14 protein-coding genes are annotated in these 15,738 nt (G+C 70.7%); 13 read left to right on the forward strand and 1 reads right to left on the reverse strand.

The features are described from left to right. Positions 1-14 precede the first annotated feature (14 nt). The 9 genes from ftsW to AB0M11_RS16050 all read left to right on the forward strand — a co-directional run bounded on the left by ftsW (position 15) and on the right by AB0M11_RS16050 (position 8,665). Positions 15-1,367, forward strand: coding sequence for a putative lipid II flippase FtsW (gene ftsW, locus AB0M11_RS16010; protein ID WP_365705658.1), 1,353 nt, complete (start codon positions 15-17; stop codon positions 1,365-1,367). A 6-nt stretch (positions 1,368-1,373) separates the two neighbouring features. Then, positions 1,374-2,462, forward strand: a complete 1,089-nt coding sequence (gene murG, locus AB0M11_RS16015) for an undecaprenyldiphospho-muramoylpentapeptide beta-N-acetylglucosaminyltransferase (RefSeq protein ID WP_365705660.1) — start codon at positions 1,374-1,376, stop codon at positions 2,460-2,462. A gap of 29 nt (positions 2,463-2,491) precedes the next feature. Further along, positions 2,492-3,289 carry an FtsQ-type POTRA domain-containing protein gene (locus AB0M11_RS16020; protein ID WP_365705806.1) on the forward strand — a complete coding sequence of 266 codons (798 nt, stop codon included), beginning with the start codon at positions 2,492-2,494 and terminating at the stop codon, positions 3,287-3,289. Positions 3,290-3,566: 277 nt separating this feature from the next. Continuing rightward, on the forward strand, positions 3,567-4,763 hold the full coding sequence (ftsZ, locus tag AB0M11_RS16025; RefSeq protein WP_365705662.1) for a cell division protein FtsZ: 1,197 nt from the start codon (positions 3,567-3,569) through the stop codon (positions 4,761-4,763). A gap of 10 nt (positions 4,764-4,773) precedes the next feature. Further along, the gene (pgeF, locus tag AB0M11_RS16030; protein WP_365705664.1) at positions 4,774-5,502 is read left to right on the forward strand and encodes a peptidoglycan editing factor PgeF; all 729 of its coding nucleotides are present in this window, start codon (positions 4,774-4,776) and stop codon (positions 5,500-5,502) included. Between the two features lie 6 nt (positions 5,503-5,508). Further along, entirely contained in the window at positions 5,509-6,228 is a 720-nt protein-coding gene (locus AB0M11_RS16035; RefSeq protein WP_365705666.1) for a YggS family pyridoxal phosphate-dependent enzyme, read from the forward strand. 126 nt (positions 6,229-6,354) lie between these two features. After that, positions 6,355-6,996 carry a cell division protein SepF gene (gene sepF / locus AB0M11_RS16040; protein WP_365705668.1) on the forward strand — a complete coding sequence of 214 codons (642 nt, stop codon included), beginning with the start codon at positions 6,355-6,357 and terminating at the stop codon, positions 6,994-6,996. A 51-nt stretch (positions 6,997-7,047) separates the two neighbouring features. Then, positions 7,048-7,332, forward strand: coding sequence for a YggT family protein (locus AB0M11_RS16045; protein ID WP_046729537.1), 285 nt, complete (start codon positions 7,048-7,050; stop codon positions 7,330-7,332). Between the two features lie 55 nt (positions 7,333-7,387). Then, positions 7,388-8,665, forward strand: coding sequence for a DivIVA domain-containing protein (locus tag AB0M11_RS16050; RefSeq protein ID WP_365705671.1), 1,278 nt, complete (start codon positions 7,388-7,390; stop codon positions 8,663-8,665). Positions 8,666-8,876: 211 nt separating this feature from the next. Here AB0M11_RS16050 and ileS read toward each other — a convergent pair whose 3' ends face one another. Continuing rightward, positions 8,877-12,014: an isoleucine--tRNA ligase gene (ileS, locus tag AB0M11_RS16055; protein ID WP_365705673.1), complete on the reverse strand. Its 3,138-nt coding sequence runs from the start codon at positions 12,012-12,014 to the stop codon at positions 8,877-8,879. 602 nt (positions 12,015-12,616) lie between these two features. Here ileS and AB0M11_RS16060 point away from each other — a divergent pair. The 4 genes from AB0M11_RS16060 (at position 12,617) to AB0M11_RS16075 (ending at position 15,680) form a co-directional block, all read left to right on the forward strand. Next, complete coding sequence (locus AB0M11_RS16060) at positions 12,617-13,423, forward strand: TraR/DksA C4-type zinc finger protein (protein ID WP_365705675.1); 807 nt, start codon at positions 12,617-12,619, stop codon at positions 13,421-13,423. Between the two features lie 67 nt (positions 13,424-13,490). After that, positions 13,491-14,105: a signal peptidase II gene (lspA, locus tag AB0M11_RS16065; protein ID WP_365705677.1), complete on the forward strand. Its 615-nt coding sequence runs from the start codon at positions 13,491-13,493 to the stop codon at positions 14,103-14,105. 163 nt (positions 14,106-14,268) lie between these two features. Further along, complete coding sequence (locus tag AB0M11_RS16070; protein ID WP_365705679.1) at positions 14,269-15,213, forward strand: RluA family pseudouridine synthase; 945 nt, start codon at positions 14,269-14,271, stop codon at positions 15,211-15,213. Next, positions 15,210-15,680: a GNAT family N-acetyltransferase gene (locus tag AB0M11_RS16075; protein WP_365705681.1), complete on the forward strand. Its 471-nt coding sequence runs from the start codon at positions 15,210-15,212 to the stop codon at positions 15,678-15,680. Before AB0M11_RS16070 ends, AB0M11_RS16075 begins: the two co-directional genes overlap by 4 nt. Positions 15,681-15,738 lie beyond the last annotated feature (58 nt).

Here is a 15,738-nt window from a genome sequence, read left to right on the forward strand (position 1 = left end):
CAGCGGAGGCGTTGATGCCCGGTAGCCGCACCGGCCGGCCGCCCGTGCAGCGGGCGGTCCGCCGTCCCGCCGCCCCCCGCGCCGCCCGCGACAACCCGCTGCGGCGGCTGCACACCCGGGCGCTCCGGGCCTGGGACCGGCCGCTGACCGCCTACTACCTGATCCTCGGCGGCAGTCTGCTGATCATCGTGCTGGGGCTGGTGATGGTCTACTCGGCCTCCCAGGTCACCGCGCTGCAGATGTCGCTGCCCGGCTCGTTCTTCTTCCGCAAACAGTTCCTGGCCGCCTGCATCGGGGGCGTGCTGCTGCTCGTGGCGTCCCGCATGCCGGTGAAGCTGCACCGGGCGCTGGCCTACCCGATCCTCGCCGGCGCCGTCTTCATGATGGCGCTTGTGCAGGTCCCGGGGATAGGGATGTCCGTCAACGGCAACCAGAACTGGATCTCCCTCGGCGGCTCCTTCCAGATCCAGCCCAGCGAGTTCGGCAAGCTCGCCCTCGTGCTGTGGGGCGCCGACCTGATGGCGCGCAAACAGGAGAAGCGGCTGCTGGCCCAGTGGAAGCACATGCTGGTGCCGCTCGTGCCGGTGAGCTTCCTGCTGCTCGGGCTGATCATGCTCGGCGGCGACATGGGCACCGCGATCATCCTCACCGCGATCCTGTTCGGGCTGCTGTGGCTGGCGGGGGCGCCGACCCGGCTGTTCGCGGGGGTGCTGTCGATCGCGGGCGTGCTCGGGGTGATCCTGATCAAGACAAGCCCCAACCGGATGGCCCGGCTCGCCTGCATCGGCGCCACCGAGCCGAAGACCGGCGTCGCCGACTGCTGGCAGGCGGTGCACGGCATCTACGCCCTGGCCAGCGGCGGGCTCTTCGGCTCCGGACTCGGTGCGAGTGTGGAAAAATGGGGCCAACTGCCCGAAGCCCACACCGACTTCATCTTCGCCGTCACCGGTGAGGAACTGGGCCTGGCGGGGACGCTGTCGGTGCTGGCCCTCTTCGCGGCTCTAGGCTATGCGGGTATCCGCGTGGCCGGACGCACGGAGGACCCCTTCGTGAGGTACGCCGCGGGAGGCGTGACCACCTGGATCACCGCCCAGGCGGTGATCAACATCGGTGCGGTGCTCGGCCTGCTGCCGATCGCCGGTGTCCCCCTCCCGCTGTTCTCCTACGGAGGCTCCGCCCTGCTGCCGACCATGTTCGCCATCGGGCTGATGATCGCCTTCGCGCGCGACGAGCCCGCTGCGCGGGCGGCGCTTGCGATGCGGCAACCTCGCTTTGGTAGAAAGCGGGGAGCCGGCCCGCAGGGGCCTCGGAGATGGAACACGATGCGACGGCGTGCCTCGGCGGCGCGCTCGTCCGGAGAGCGGTGAATTTCGGTGCATGTCGTACTCGCCGGTGGGGGGACCGCCGGCCACATCGAGCCCGCGCTCGCCCTCGCGGACGCCCTGCGCAGGCAGGACCCCACCGTGGGGATCACGGCCCTGGGCACGGAACGCGGTCTGGAGACCAAGCTCGTCCCGGAGCGCGGCTACGAGCTCGCGCTGATCCCGGCGGTGCCGCTGCCCCGCAAGCCCACCCCCGAACTGATCACCGTCCCGGGCCGGCTGCGCGGCACCATCAAGGCCGCCGAGCAGATCCTGGAGCGCACCAAGGCGGACTGCGTCGTCGGCTTCGGCGGCTATGTCGCCCTGCCCGGCTACCTCGCCGCCAAGCGCCTCGGCGTGCCGATCGTGATCCACGAGGCCAACGCCCGCCCCGGTCTCGCCAACAAGATCGGCTCCCGGTACGCCGCCCAGGTCGCCGTCTCCACCCCGGACAGCAAGCTGCGCGACGCCCGCTACATCGGCATCCCGCTGCGCCGCTCCATCGCCACCCTGGACCGGGCCGCCGCCCGCCCCGAGGCCCGGCACCGCTTCGGCCTCGACCCCAACCTGCCCACCCTGCTGGTCTCGGGCGGCTCCCAGGGTGCGCGCCGCCTCAACGAGGTCGTCCAGCAGGTCGCGCCCTGGCTGCAGCAGGCCGGCATCCAGATCCTGCACGCGGTCGGTCCGAAGAACGAACTGCCGCAGGTACACCAGATGCCGGGAATGCCCCCCTACATCCCGGTAAGTTACCTGGACCGGATGGACCTCGCGTACGCCGCGGCCGACATGATGCTCTGTCGCGCGGGCGCGATGACCGTCGCCGAACTCTCCGCCGTCGGACTCCCGGCCGCCTACGTCCCGCTGCCCATCGGCAACGGCGAGCAGCGGCTGAACGCCCAGCCGGTGGTCAAGGCCGGCGGTGGCCTGCTGGTCGACGACGCGGAACTCACCCCGGAGTGGGTGCAGCAGAACCTCCTGCCCGTGCTCGCCGACCCGCACCGGCTGTACGAGATGTCCCGCGCGGCAAGCGAGTTCGGCCGACGGGACGCCGACGACCTGCTCGTCGGCATGGTGTACGAGGCGATCGCCTCACGCCGATAGGACCGTATGACGAAAGGCAAGTGAGCAGCGTGGCCGGACCGACCACCACCGCCGAACGCGGTGAACGCCGACAGGAGTCGTCCGGCCCGCCGCTCGTCCGCCGGCTGCGCAACCGCCGCTTCCGCAGGACCCTCGTCCTGGTGCTGGCCGTGGTGCTGCTCGGGTCCGGCTCCGGCTGGCTGCTGTACGGCTCCCCGTGGCTGCGGGTGCGCCATGTCGCCGTGTCCGGCACAGCCGTTCTGACCCCCGAACAGGTCCTCGCGGCCGCCGACGTCCCGGTCGGTGCGCCGATGGTCTCCGTCGACACCGACGGGATCGAGGCCCGGCTGCGTCGCGAACTGCCCCGCATCGACACGGTGGACGTCGTCCGTTCCTGGCCCCGTGGAATCGGGCTGAAAGTCGTCGAGCGCATCCCGGTGCTGCTGATCGAAAAGGGCGGAAATTTCGTTGAAGTGGACAGGGAAGGCGTCCGTTTCGCCACGGTTTCGCAGGCACCGAAAGGTGTTCCGACGCTGGAACTGAGCCTGTCCCGGTCCGGTTCGGCCACCGCGAGCCTGCGCCGATTCGGCACCGACCGGCTGGTGCGGGAAGCGGTCGACGTCGCGCGCGCCGTCCCGGCCGCCGTCCGCGGGGACACCCGGACCCTCAAGGTCCGTTCCTACGACGACATCTCGCTGGAGTTGGGGGACGGGCGGGTCGTCGAGTGGGGCAGTTCCGAGAACGGCGCCGCGAAAGCGCGCACGCTGACCGCACTCATGAAAGCCGCCTCCGGCGCCCGGCACTTCGACGTGAGTGTTCCCACCGCCCCCGCGTCATCGGTGAGTTGACGCACATCAGCGCAGGCCAGCACCCTGGTTGGGCACCGCTGTGCCTGATCACATAGGGTGAAAAGAAAAACGGGAGGTTCGGCGTGTTCGTTGAACGGGCGCCACTTGTCGACTTAGTGTCCTGTTCAGAAGACTCCAAGGAACAGACACACTGGTAACCCTAAACTTCAGGGTTAGGGTTCGGGTCGGCGCTACGGACCGTCCCCATCGGCATCTGCCGGCCCGCGCGGGGCACCGCACGGGACGGCGACGTAATTCGAGGCGAGAGGCCTTCGACGTGGCAGCACCGCAGAACTACCTCGCAGTCATCAAGGTCATCGGTGTCGGCGGCGGTGGTGTCAATGCCATCAACCGGATGATCGAGGTCGGTCTCAAGGGCGTCGAGTTCATCGCCATCAACACCGACGCGCAGGCGCTGTTGATGAGCGACGCCGACGTCAAGCTCGACGTCGGCCGTGAACTCACCCGGGGACTGGGCGCCGGCGCCAACCCGGCCGTCGGCCGCAAGGCCGCCGAGGACCACCGCGAGGAGATCGAGGAGGTCCTCAAGGGGGCCGACATGGTCTTCGTGACGGCCGGCGAGGGCGGCGGCACCGGTACCGGCGGCGCGCCCGTCGTGGCCAACATCGCGCGCTCCCTCGGCGCCCTCACCATCGGCGTGGTCACCCGCCCGTTCACCTTCGAGGGCCGGCGCCGCGCCAACCAGGCCGAGGACGGCATCGCCGAACTCCGCGAAGAGGTCGACACCCTCATCGTCATCCCCAACGACCGTCTGCTGTCCATCTCGGACCGCCAGGTCTCGGTGCTCGACGCGTTCAAGTCGGCCGACCAGGTGCTGCTCTCCGGTGTCCAGGGCATCACCGACCTCATCACCACCCCCGGCCTGATCAACCTCGACTTCGCCGACGTGAAGTCGGTCATGTCGGAAGCCGGCTCGGCCCTCATGGGCATCGGCTCGGCCCGCGGCGACGACCGGGCGGTGGCCGCCGCCGAGATGGCGATCTCCTCGCCGCTCCTGGAGGCCTCCATCGACGGCGCCCGGGGCGTGCTGCTCTCCATCTCCGGCGGCTCCGACCTCGGCCTGTTCGAGATCAACGAGGCCGCCCAGCTGGTCAGCGAGGCGGCCCACCCGGAGGCCAACATCATCTTCGGCGCCGTCATCGACGACGCCCTCGGCGACGAGGTCCGCGTCACCGTCATCGCGGCGGGCTTCGACGGGGGCCAGCCGCCCGCCCGCCGGGACAACGTCCTCGGCTCGTCCTCGGCCACCGCCCGCCGCGACGAGCCCGCACCGGCCCGGCGGGAGCCCGAGCGCCCCTCCTTCGGCTCGCTCGGCAGCGTGACCCCCAAGGAGGAGCCGGAGCCGGCGCCCGAGCCGGTGGCCGACATCCCGGTCGCCCCGCCGGTCCCGCCGTCCCGGACCTACACGGACAGTGCGGCCGAGGAACTGGACGTACCGGACTTCCTCAAGTGATCCTTACGACGTGACAGGACAGCGCGAGACCGTGAGCGGCGCGCACTTCGCCTTCACCGACAGGTGGGGCGGGGTGAGCGCCGCTCCGTATGAGGAGCTCAACCTGGGCGGGGCGGTCGGCGACGACTCCGAGCTGGTACGTACCAACCGGGAGATCGCCGCCAAGTCGCTCGGCCTGGACCCCGGCCGGGTGGTCTGGATGAACCAGGTCCACGGCAAGGACGTGGCCGTGGTGGATGAGCCCTGGGGGGAGCGGCCGGTGCCCGAGGTCGACGCGGTCGTCACGGCGCGCCGGGGGCTCGCCCTCGCCGTCCTCACCGCCGACTGCACGCCGGTGCTGCTCGCCGACCCGGTCGCCGGCATCGTGGCCGCCGCCCACGCGGGCCGGCCCGGGATGGTCGCGGGGGTCGTGCCCGCCGCCGTACGGACCATGGCGGAACTCGGCGCCGAGCCGGCCCGGATCGTCGCCCGCACCGGCCCCGCCGTCTGCGGCCGCTGCTACGAGGTTCCGGAGGCGATGCGCGCCGAGGTCGCCGCGGTCGAACCGGCGGCGCACGCCGAGACCGGCTGGGGCACTCCGGCGGTGGACGTGAGCGCCGGCGTGCACGCACAGCTCGCGCGCGCCGGGGTGCTCGACCGGGCGCAGTCGCCGGTGTGCACGCTGGAGTCGGGTGATCACTTCTCGTACCGGCGTGACCGCGTGACCGGTCGGCTCGCCGGCTATGTGTGGCTGGACTGATAGGACATGACCGACCGTAGGACCGAACTCGCCGCGAACCTGGCGAAAGTGGAGGAGCGCATCGCCGCCGCCTGCGTGGCGGCGGGGCGCAAGCGGGAGGAGGTGACCCTGATCGTGGTCACCAAGACCTACCCCGCGAGCGACGTGCGGATCCTGTCGGGGCTCGGGGTGCGCCACGTCGCCGAGAACCGGGACCAGGACGCGGCCCCCAAGGCCGCCGAATGTTCGGATCTGCCCATGAGTTGGCACTTTGTCGGCCAACTGCAGACCAACAAGGTGCGATCTGTCGTGGGGTATGCGGATCTCGTGCAGTCCGTCGACCGCGCCAAGCTCGTGGACGCGCTGTCCAGGGAGGCGGTGCGGGCCGGGCGCGAGGTCGGCTGCCTCATCCAGGTCGCGCTCGACGCGGGCGCGAGCGGAAGGGGGGAGCGCGGCGGCGTGGCGCCGGGCGGAATCGAAGAGTTGGCCGCCCTCGTCGCCGGCTCGCCGGGTCTGCGGCTCGACGGCCTCATGACCGTCGCCCCGCTCACCGGCGAGTACGCGGGGCGTCAACGCGCGGCGTTCGAGCGGTTGATGGATTTGTCGACCGACCTGCGCCGAGCCCATCCGGCTGCGAACATGGTCTCCGCAGGGATGAGTGCGGACCTTGAGGAAGCCGTGGCCGCCGGGGCGACACATGTACGCGTCGGCACCGCGGTACTCGGAGTCCGCCCCAGGCTCGGGTAACGTCGCCAGGAAGTCGGACCACAGCAGAAAATATGGTCAATGCCGCCTTAGGCGGGCGCAAAGACCGCGTGGATCGCGGGACTTGGCAGTCGTCACCGATCCACCACAGAGCGGAGGACTCAGAGCATGGCCGGCGCGATGCGCAAGATGGCGGTCTACCTCGGCCTCGTGGAGGACGATGGGTACGACGGCCGCGGATTCGACCCCGATGACGACTTCGAGCCCGAACTGGACCCGGAGCCCGAGCGGGATCATCGACGGCACGAGCCGTCACACCAGTCCCATGGATCACACCAGTCCCAAAGGGACGATTCGGTACGAGTGGTGCAGCCGTCGCCCCCCCGCGAACCGGTGTCGCATTCCGCTGCGCTCGCCGCGGAATCGGGACGCCCGGCGCGCATCGCCCCCGTGGCGTCCATCACACAAGAACGCGCAAGTCTGGAGAAGAACGCACCGGTGATCATGCCCAAGGTCGTGTCGGAACGAGAGCCTTACCGGATCACCACGCTTCACCCCCGGACCTACAACGAGGCCCGTACCATCGGGGAACACTTCCGTGAGGGCACCCCGGTGATCATGAATCTGACTGAGATGGATGACACAGACGCGAAGCGACTTGTCGACTTTGCGGCCGGTTTGGTGTTTGGTCTTCACGGCAGCATCGAGCGGGTGACGCAGAAGGTGTTCCTGTTGTCGCCTGCTAACGTCGATGTCACGGCGGAGGACAAGGCCCGCATCGCAGAGGGCGGGTTCTTCAACCAGAGCTGAGACGCAAGACCGGTACAAAGCACGGAACAGGGGAGAGGGAAAGCACGGACCATGAGCGTGTTCCTGGATGTGATCTACATCGCGCTGATGTGCTTCCTCATCGTGCTCATCTTCCGGTTGGTCATGGACTACGTGTTCCAGTTCGCCCGCTCATGGCAACCCGGCAAGGCGATGGTGGTCGTACTTGAGGCCACCTACACTGTCACCGATCCACCGCTCAAGCTTCTGCGGCGGTTCATCCCGCCGCTGCGTCTCGGGGGCGTGGCGCTCGACCTGTCCTTCTTCGTACTGATGATCATCGTCTACATCCTGATCGCGATCGTTGGTCGGCTGTGATGAGCGATGTGACCTACCGTCTTGCCGATGCCGACGACTACGTTGAGGTGAAGAGATGCCGTTGACCCCCGAGGACGTGCGGAACAAGCAGTTCACGACCGTCCGCCTCCGAGAAGGCTATGACGAGGACGAGGTCGATGCCTTCCTCGATGAGGTCGAAGCCGAACTGACGCGTCTGCTCCGCGAGAACGAGGACCTGCGCGCCAAACTGGCCGCGGCCACGCGCGCCGCTGCCCAGAACCAGCAGAACATGCGCAAGCCTCCGGAGCCGCAGGACCAGCAGCAGGGCGGCATGCCTCAGGGCGGAATGCCCCAGCAGGGCGGGATGCCCCAGGGCATGCCGCAGCAGGGCATGCCGCAGCAGGGCGGAATGCCCCAGCAGGGCATGCGAGGCCCCGGCGCTCCGGTGCCCGCCGGCATATCGGGCCCGCCGCAGCAGCAGATGGGTGGCCCCATGGGCGGTCCCCCGCAGCTGCCGAGCGGTGCCCCGCAGCTGCCGGCCGGTCCCAGTGGCCAGGGCGGTCCGCAGGGTCCCGGCCCGATGGGTCCCGGTCCGATGGGCCAGGGTCCCGGTCCGATGGGCCAGGGTCCCGGACCGATGGGTCAGGGCATGGGCCAGGGTCCCGGTCCGATGGGCCAGGGCATGATGGGCGGCCAGCCGCCCATGCAGCAGCAGATGGGTGGCCCGATGGGCGGCCCCATGGGCGGTCCGATGGGCGGCCCCGGTCAGGGCCCCGGTGGCGACAGCGCCGCCCGTGTCCTCTCGCTGGCCCAGCAGACCGCCGACCAGGCGATCGCCGAGGCCCGCTCCGAGGCCAACAAGATCGTCGGCGAGGCCCGCAGCCGCGCCGAAGGTCTGGAGCGTGACGCCCGTGCCAAGGCCGACGCGCTGGAGCGGGACGCGCAGGAGAAGCACCGCGTCGCCATGGGCTCCCTGGAGTCCGCGCGCGCCACGCTGGAGCGCAAGGTCGAGGACCTGCGCGGCTTCGAGCGCGAGTACCGCACGCGTCTGAAGTCGTACCTGGAGTCGCAGCTGCGTCAGCTGGAGACCCAGGCCGACGACTCCCTGGCGCCGCCGCGCACCCCGGCCACGGCCTCCCTCCCGCCGTCCCCGGCGCCCTCCATGGCCCCGGCCGGCGCGAGCGCCCCGTCCTACGGCGGCAACCCGCCGATGGGCGGCCCGTCCCCCGCTGCCCCGTCCTACGGCGGCCAGCAGCAGATGACGCCGGCGATGACCCAGCCGATGGCACCGGTACGCCCGCAGGGCCCGTCCCCGATGGGCCAGGCACCGTCCCCGATGCGCGGCTTCCTCATCGACGAGGACGACAACTGACGGCCGCCGCGTAACACCGCGCAGGCGTCGGCAGCCTCCAAAGGGCGGGGCCCCGGATCACCATCCGGGGCCCCGCCCTTTTCCCGCACGTGTGATCAGGGGCCCACTGCAGGGGGCGCGGGGAACCGCGCACGGTGCCTGGTCCGACCCGCACATACGAGGGGCCCGATCCCCACAGTGGAGACCGGGCCCCTAGAGAAGACGCCGGCGCCTACGCCTTCCGCAGCCGGAACGTCAGCGACAGCCCCTCGTCGGTGAAGGGGTCGCCGTACCCCTCGTCACCCTCGCCCTGGGCGAAGTCGGTCGCCAGAACCTCGTCGGCGATCAGCGAAGCATGCTCCGCCAGCGCCGCGATCACCGCCGGGTCGGTCGACACCCACCTCAGCACGATCCTGTCGGCCACATCCAGCCCACTGTTCTTCCGCGCCTCCTGGATCAGCCGGATCGCGTCCCGGGCGAGCCCCGCCTGCCGCAGCTCCTCCGTGATCTCCAGGTCGAGCGCGACGGTCGCCCCGGAGTCCGACGCCACCGACCAGCCCTCACGCGGCGTCTCCGTGATGATCACCTCGTCCGGTGCCAGCGTCACCGTCTCGCCGTCGACCTCCACCGACGCCGTACCCTCGCGCAGCGCCAGCGACAGCGCGGCCGCGTCCGCCCCGGCGATCGCCCTGGCGACCTCCTGCACCCGCTTGCCGAACCGCTTGCCCAGCGCCCGGAAGTTGGCCTTGGCCGTGGTGTCCACGAGCGAACCGCCCACCTCGGACAGCGAGGCCAGCGAGGACACGTTCAGCTCGTCGGTGATCTGCGCGTGCAGCTCCGGGTCGAGCGCGTCGAAGCCGACCGCCGCGACCAGTGCCCGGGACAGCGGCTGCCGCGTCTTCACGCCCGACTCCGCGCGCGTGGCCCGCCCCAGCTCCACGAGCCGTCGTACCAGGACCATCTGCCTGGACAGCTCCGGGTCGATCGCGGACAGGTCCGCCTCCGGCCACGCCGCCAGGTGCACCGACTCCGGGGCGCCCGGGGTCACCGGCGCCACCAGGTCCTGCCACACCCGCTCGGTGATGAACGGGGTCAGCGGGGCCATCAGCTTGGTGACGGTCTCCACGACCTCGTGCAGCGTGCGCAGCGCGGCCTTGTCGCCCTGCCAGAAGCGGCGCCGCGAGCGGCGGACGTACCAGTTGGACAGGTCGTCGACGAACGCCGACAGCAGCTTGCCGGCACGCTGCGTGTCGTACGCCTCCAGCGACTGCGTGACCTGGTCGGTGAGCGCGTGCAGTTCCGAGAGCAGCCAGCGGTCCAGGAGCGGGCGGTCGGCCGGGGCCGGATCGGCCGCGGACGGCGCCCAGTTCGACGTACGGGCGTACAGCGCCTGGAAGGCGACCGTGTTCCAGTACGTCAGCAGCGTCTTGCGGACGACCTCCTGGATCGTGCCGTGCCCGACCCGGCGGGCCGCCCACGGCGAACCGCCGGCCGCCATGAACCACCGCACCGCGTCCGCGCCGTGCCGGTCCATCAGCGGGATCGGCTCCAGGGTGTTGCCCAGGTGCTTGGACATCTTGCGGCCGTCCTCGGCGAGGATGTGGCCGAGGCACACCACGTTCTCGTACGACGACTTGTCGAAGACCAGCGTGCCGACGGCCATCAGCGTGTAGAACCAGCCTCGCGTCTGGTCGATCGCCTCGGAGATGAACTGCGCCGGGTAGCGGCTCTCGAACAGCTCCTTGTTCTTGTGCGGGTAGCCCCACTGCGCGAACGGCATCGAACCCGAGTCGTACCAGGCGTCGATGACCTCCGGCACGCGTGTGGCCGTCTTGTCGCACTGCGGGCAGGCGAACGTGACGTCGTCGATGAACGGGCGGTGCGGGTCCAGCTCCGACTGGTCGGTGCCGGTCAGCTCGGTGAGCTCCGCGCGGGAGCCGACGCAGGTCAGGTGGTCGTCCTCGCAGCGCCAGATCGGCAGCGGGGTGCCCCAGTAGCGGTTGCGGGACAGCGCCCAGTCGATGTTGTTGTCCAGCCAGTCCCCGTACCGGCCGTGCTTGACCGTGTCCGGGAACCAGTTGGTGTTCTCGTTCTCCGCGAGGAGACGGTCCTTGATCGCCGTCGTGCGGATGTACCAGGACGGCTGCGCGTAGTAGAGCAGCGCGGTGTGGCAGCGCCAGCAGTGCGGGTAGCTGTGTTCGTACGGCAGGTGCTTGAAGAGGAGGCCACGCTGCTTGAGGTCCTCGGTGAGCCGTTCGTCGGCCTTCTTGAAGAAGACGCCGCCGACCAGCGGCACGTCCTCCTCGAAGGTGCCGTCCGGACGGACCGGGTTCACCACCGGCAGGCCGTAGGCGCGGCAGACCTTGAGGTCGTCCTCACCGAAGGCGGGGGACTGGTGCACCAGACCCGTACCGTCCTCGGTCGTGACGTACTCCGCGTTCACGACGTAGTGCGCCGGTTCCGGGAACTTTACGAGTTCGAACGGACGTTGATACGTCCAGCGCTCCATGTCGGCGCCCGTGAAGGTCTGGCCCGTGGTCTCCCAGCCCTCGCCGAGCGCCTTGGCGAGCAGCGGCTCGGCGACGACGAGCTGTTCCTCGCCGTCGGTCGCGACGACGTAGGTGACCTCCGGGTGCGCGGCGACCGCCGTGTTGGACACCAGGGTCCACGGAGTGGTCGTCCACACCAGGAGCGCGGCCTGGCCGGCGAGCGGACCGGAGGTGAGCGGGAAACGGACGTACACGGAGGGGTCGACGACCGTCTCGTAGCCCTGCGCCAGCTCGTGGTCGGACAGGCCGGTGCCGCAGCGCGGGCACCAGGGGGCGACGCGGTGGTCCTGGACCAGCAGGCCCTTGTCGAAGATCGTCTTCAGCGACCACCAGACCGACTCGATGTACTCGGGGTCCATCGTGCGGTAGGCGTCGTCCAGGTCGGTCCAGTAGCCCATGCGGGTCGTCAGGGCCTCGAAGGCGTCGGTGTGGCGGGTCACCGACTCCCGGCACTTGGCGTTGAACTCGGCGATGCCGTACTTCTCGATGTCCGGCTTGCCGCTGAACCCCAGCTCCTTCTCGACCGCGAGCTCCACGGGCAGGCCGTGGCAGTCCCAGCCGGCCTTGCGGGCCACGTGGTAGCCGCGCATGGTGCGGAAGCGGGGGAAGACGTCCTTGAAGACGCGCGCCTCGATGTGGTGGGCGCCGGGCATGCCGTTGGCGGTGGGCGGGCCCTCGTAGAACACCCACTCGGGGCGGCCCTCGGACTGCTCCAGGGTCTTGGCGAAGATCTTCTGCTCGCGCCAGAAGTCGAGCACGGCGTGCTCGAGGGCGGGCAGGTCGACCTGGGCGGGCACCTGGCGGTACGTCGGCGCTGTCATCTGCGAGCTTCCTCCAACGGACTTGCTGCCTTCCGTCGGAGGGACGAGAGCCTTGCCTTCCGTACGCCGTGTGCGGCGCGCTCCCGCGGTACCACCCTCCTTGGCTCCCCGGGCGCCGTACGCGCCGGTGAGCCCCCTCATTGGGGTCGCGAAGCCGGTTCTACTCGCCGCCGCTCCTCAGCGGCTGCTTTCTTCCGGCGGCTCCGGGGTGATCTTCACGTCGCGCTCGCCCCCGGGCTTCCACCGTCCCCGGGTCGCTCTGGGCTGCGTACGCCGCTACTCGTCCCCATCCACGCTTCTCGCTCCGCCCAGTGTACGGCGCCGCACGGACAGCGGCCGACCCGTTTTCCCGCCGCCGGGAGAGCGGGCCCGTCCGGCTGCCGAGATGACCCGAATGGCGCGGTACGCGTGTTCGCATCCTGTGATGTCCGGCTCGGCGGATTACCGCGCGGGGAGCTGGGCACAACGCATGCATACCTGCTGCGTGGGGGGTGCGGGGCGGGCGGATCGGGCGGCGTGCCCCGTTGCCGCGGGACTCAAGTCGATTTATCGTCCCAGCACGATGCGCGTGCAAGATCACAATATGTGAAGGGGCCGCGGCCATGGTGGCGAAGAAGACCGCGGGGGACGCCGAAAAGAAGAGCACGCGCGCGACAGCGACGGCTCCTTCCAGGAAGACGCCGGCCGAGCAGGGCTCCGCCGGGAAAGAGGCCGTGAAGAGGGCACCGGCGGGGAAGACGGCCGAGGGGAAGCCCGCGGTGAAGAAGGCCGACGGGGCGAAGTCGGCGAAGCGGGAGAAGGCCGGGAAGCCGGAGAAGGGCGCGTCCAGGGCCGCGGCGGCGAGGACTGCGGCGGAGAAGAGCACGGCCAAGAAGAGCACGGCCAAGAAAGCGGGCGCGGCGCGGGCCGCGAAGCAGACGGGAGCCACGACGGTGGTTGCGAAGAAGACTCCTGGCACGGCCACGGCGGCGGAGACGGCCGTCCCCAAGGCACGGGTCGCCACGGCGGCTCCGGGCGAGCTCGCGGTACGCCCCGGCGAGGACCCGTGGACACCGCAGGAGGTCGAGGAGGCGCGCACCGAGCTGACGTCCGAGGCGGTGCGGCTGCGGGCCGAGATCGAGGCGTCCGACAGCGCCCTGGCCGGGCTGATGCGGGACTCCGGCGACGGCGCCGGTGACGACCAGGCCGACACCGGCACGAAGAACATCACCCGCGAGCACGAACTGGCGCTGGCCGCCAACGCGCGCGAGATGCTCGACCAGACCGAGCGTGCCCTGCAGAAGCTGGACGCGGGCACCTACGGCCTCTGCGAGAACTGCGGGAACCCCATCGGGAAGGCCAGGATGCAGGCCTTCCCGAGGGCCACCCTGTGCGTCGAGTGCAAGCAGAAGCAGGAACGCCGCTACTGAGCATCGGGGTCGTCCGGGGCGTGCCGTAGTCTCGTCCCGAGGCAGGCACCTAGGTTGAGGGACTCACGTGGCAGAGGCGGAACGCATCATCGGTACGCCGGGCACCCCGGACGACGGCGGCGAGCGGACGGCGGCGCCCCGCGCCTTCGACGCGTCCGGTGCGGATCAGCAGTCCACCGCGGACCGGCGGCCCGGACGTGGGCGCCGGATCGCCGTGCTCTTCGCGGTGGCGGCCTTCGCGTACACCCTCGACCTGGTCAGCAAGATGATCGTGGTCGCGAAGCTGGAGCACCACGCGCCGATCGAGGTCGTCGGGGACTGGCTGGAGTTCCACGCGATCCGCAACCCGGGCGCGGCCTTCGGCTTCGGCGGTGCCTTCACGATCATCTTCACGGTGATCGCGGCGGCCGTGATCGTCGTGATCTTCCGGCTGGCGCGCAAGCTGTACAGCTTCCCCTGGGCGATCGCCCTCGGCCTGCTGCTCGGCGGCGCGCTCGGCAACCTCACCGACCGGATCTTCCGCTCACCGGGGGTCTTCGAGGGCCAGGTGGTCGACTTCATCGCGCCCAAGGGCTTCGCGGTGTTCAACCTGGCCGACTCGGCGATCGTCTGCGGCGGCGTCCTGATCGTGCTGCTCTCCTTCCGCGGCCTGGACCCCGACGGGACCGTCCACAAGGACTGAGGGGCCGCCCGCACGGGCGCGCTCACGGCCTCGCACGGGCCCGCTCACGGGCGCTGCACGGGTGGCGCGATCACGGCACCGCACGGACCCTGCACGGGCCCGCTCACGAGCCCCGCACAGGCGTGCGTACGGGGCCGTCGGTGCCGTCCGGCATACTCGACGGGTGAGTACGCTTCCCGAGATCCGAACCCTGCCCGTGCCCGACGGCCTGGAGGGCGAGCGTGTCGACGCCGCCATCTCCCGCATGTTCGGCTTCTCCCGCACCAAGGCGGCGGAGCTGGCCGCGGCGGGCAAGGTCCAGGTCGACGGCTCGGTGGTCGGCAAGTCCGAGCGAGTGCGCGGCGGGGCCTGGCTGGAGGTCGAGATGCCGGGGGCGCCCGCGCCCGTCCAGATCGTCGCCGAGCCCGTCGAAGGCATGGAGATCGTGCACGACGACGACGACGTGGTCGTGATCGTCAAGCCGGTCGGCGTCGCCGCGCACCCCAGCCCCGGCTGGACCGGCCCCACCGTGATCGGCGGTCTGGCCGCCGCCGGCTACCGCATCTCCACCTCCGGCGCCGCCGAGCGCCAGGGCATCGTGCACCGCCTCGACGTCGGCACCTCGGGCCTCATGGTGGTCGCCAAGTCCGAGCGGGCGTACACCTCGCTGAAGCGCCAGTTCAAGGAGCGCACGGTCGACAAGCGCTACCACACGCTCGTGCAGGGCCACCCCGACCCGACCAGCGGCACCATCGACGCCCCGATCGGCCGCCACCCCCAGCACGACTACAAGTGGGCGGTCACGGCCGACGGCAAGCCCTCCGTGACCCACTACGACCTCATCGAGGCCTTCCGCGCGGCCTCCCTGCTCGACGTGAAGCTGGAGACGGGCCGCACCCACCAGATCCGCGTCCACATGGCCGCCCACCGCCACCCGTGCGTCGGCGACCTCACCTACGGTGCCGACCCGACGCTCGCCAGGCGGCTGCACCTGACCCGGCAGTGGCTGCACGCGGTCCGGCTCGGTTTCGAGCACCCCGGGGACGGCGAGTGGGTCGAGTTCGCCAGCGACTACCCGGCCGACCTGCAGAAGGCGCTCGACCAGGTCCGCGAGGAGACCTACGGATGAGCACGCGCGCGTACGTGGTGCGCGTCGCCGAGGACCCCGCCGACCTGGAGGCGTGCTTCGCGGTCCGCAAGCAGGTCTTCGTGGCCGAGCAGGGTGTCCCCGAGGACCTGGAGTACGACGCGTACGACCCCGTCGCCGTGCACGTCCTGGCGGTCCGCGCGGACGGCGTACCGCTCGGCACCGGCCGGCTGCTGTACGGCGAGGTCGCCGCGGCCAGGACGGGCGGCGCCCCGTCCCTCGGCTCGCTGGGCCGTCTCGCGGTCATCGCGGAGGCCCGCGGCCTCGGCGTGGGCGTCGCGCTGGTCCGGGCCATCGAGGAGGCCGCACGCGCCCGTGGCCTGACCGCGGTGGACCTGCACGCGCAGACCCACGCGCTGGGCTTCTACGAGCGGCTGGGCTACGAGCCCTACGGCCCGGAGTACGAGGAGGCGGGCATCGCGCACCGGGGGATGCGGCGCGCGCTCTGACCGGGGTCGCATGGCAGGCTGGAGGCCCGTTGTGTGATCGTCTACACCCGGAGCGCTC

Origin of the sequence: Streptomyces sp. NPDC051987, from assembly GCF_040680735.1 — a bacterium.
Lineage (GTDB): Bacteria > Actinomycetota > Actinomycetes > Streptomycetales > Streptomycetaceae > Streptomyces.

Excerpts from the sequence above, each read along its gene's own strand:
- ftsW (WP_365705658.1), top strand. The coding sequence starts at position 15 with ATGCCCGGTAGCCGCACCGGCCGGCCGCCCGTGCAGCGGGCGGTCCGC.
- AB0M11_RS16035 (WP_365705666.1), top strand. The coding sequence starts at position 5,509 with ATGACCGACCGTAGGACCGAACTCGCCGCGAACCTGGCGAAAGTGGAG.
- sepF (WP_365705668.1), top strand. The coding sequence starts at position 6,355 with ATGGCCGGCGCGATGCGCAAGATGGCGGTCTACCTCGGCCTCGTGGAG.
- AB0M11_RS16045 (WP_046729537.1), top strand. The coding sequence starts at position 7,048 with ATGAGCGTGTTCCTGGATGTGATCTACATCGCGCTGATGTGCTTCCTC.
- AB0M11_RS16050 (WP_365705671.1), top strand. The coding sequence starts at position 7,388 with ATGCCGTTGACCCCCGAGGACGTGCGGAACAAGCAGTTCACGACCGTC.
- ileS (WP_365705673.1), bottom strand. The coding sequence starts at position 12,014 with ATGACAGCGCCGACGTACCGCCAGGTGCCCGCCCAGGTCGACCTGCCC.
- AB0M11_RS16060 (WP_365705675.1), top strand. The coding sequence starts at position 12,617 with ATGGTGGCGAAGAAGACCGCGGGGGACGCCGAAAAGAAGAGCACGCGC.
- AB0M11_RS16075 (WP_365705681.1), top strand. The coding sequence starts at position 15,210 with ATGAGCACGCGCGCGTACGTGGTGCGCGTCGCCGAGGACCCCGCCGAC.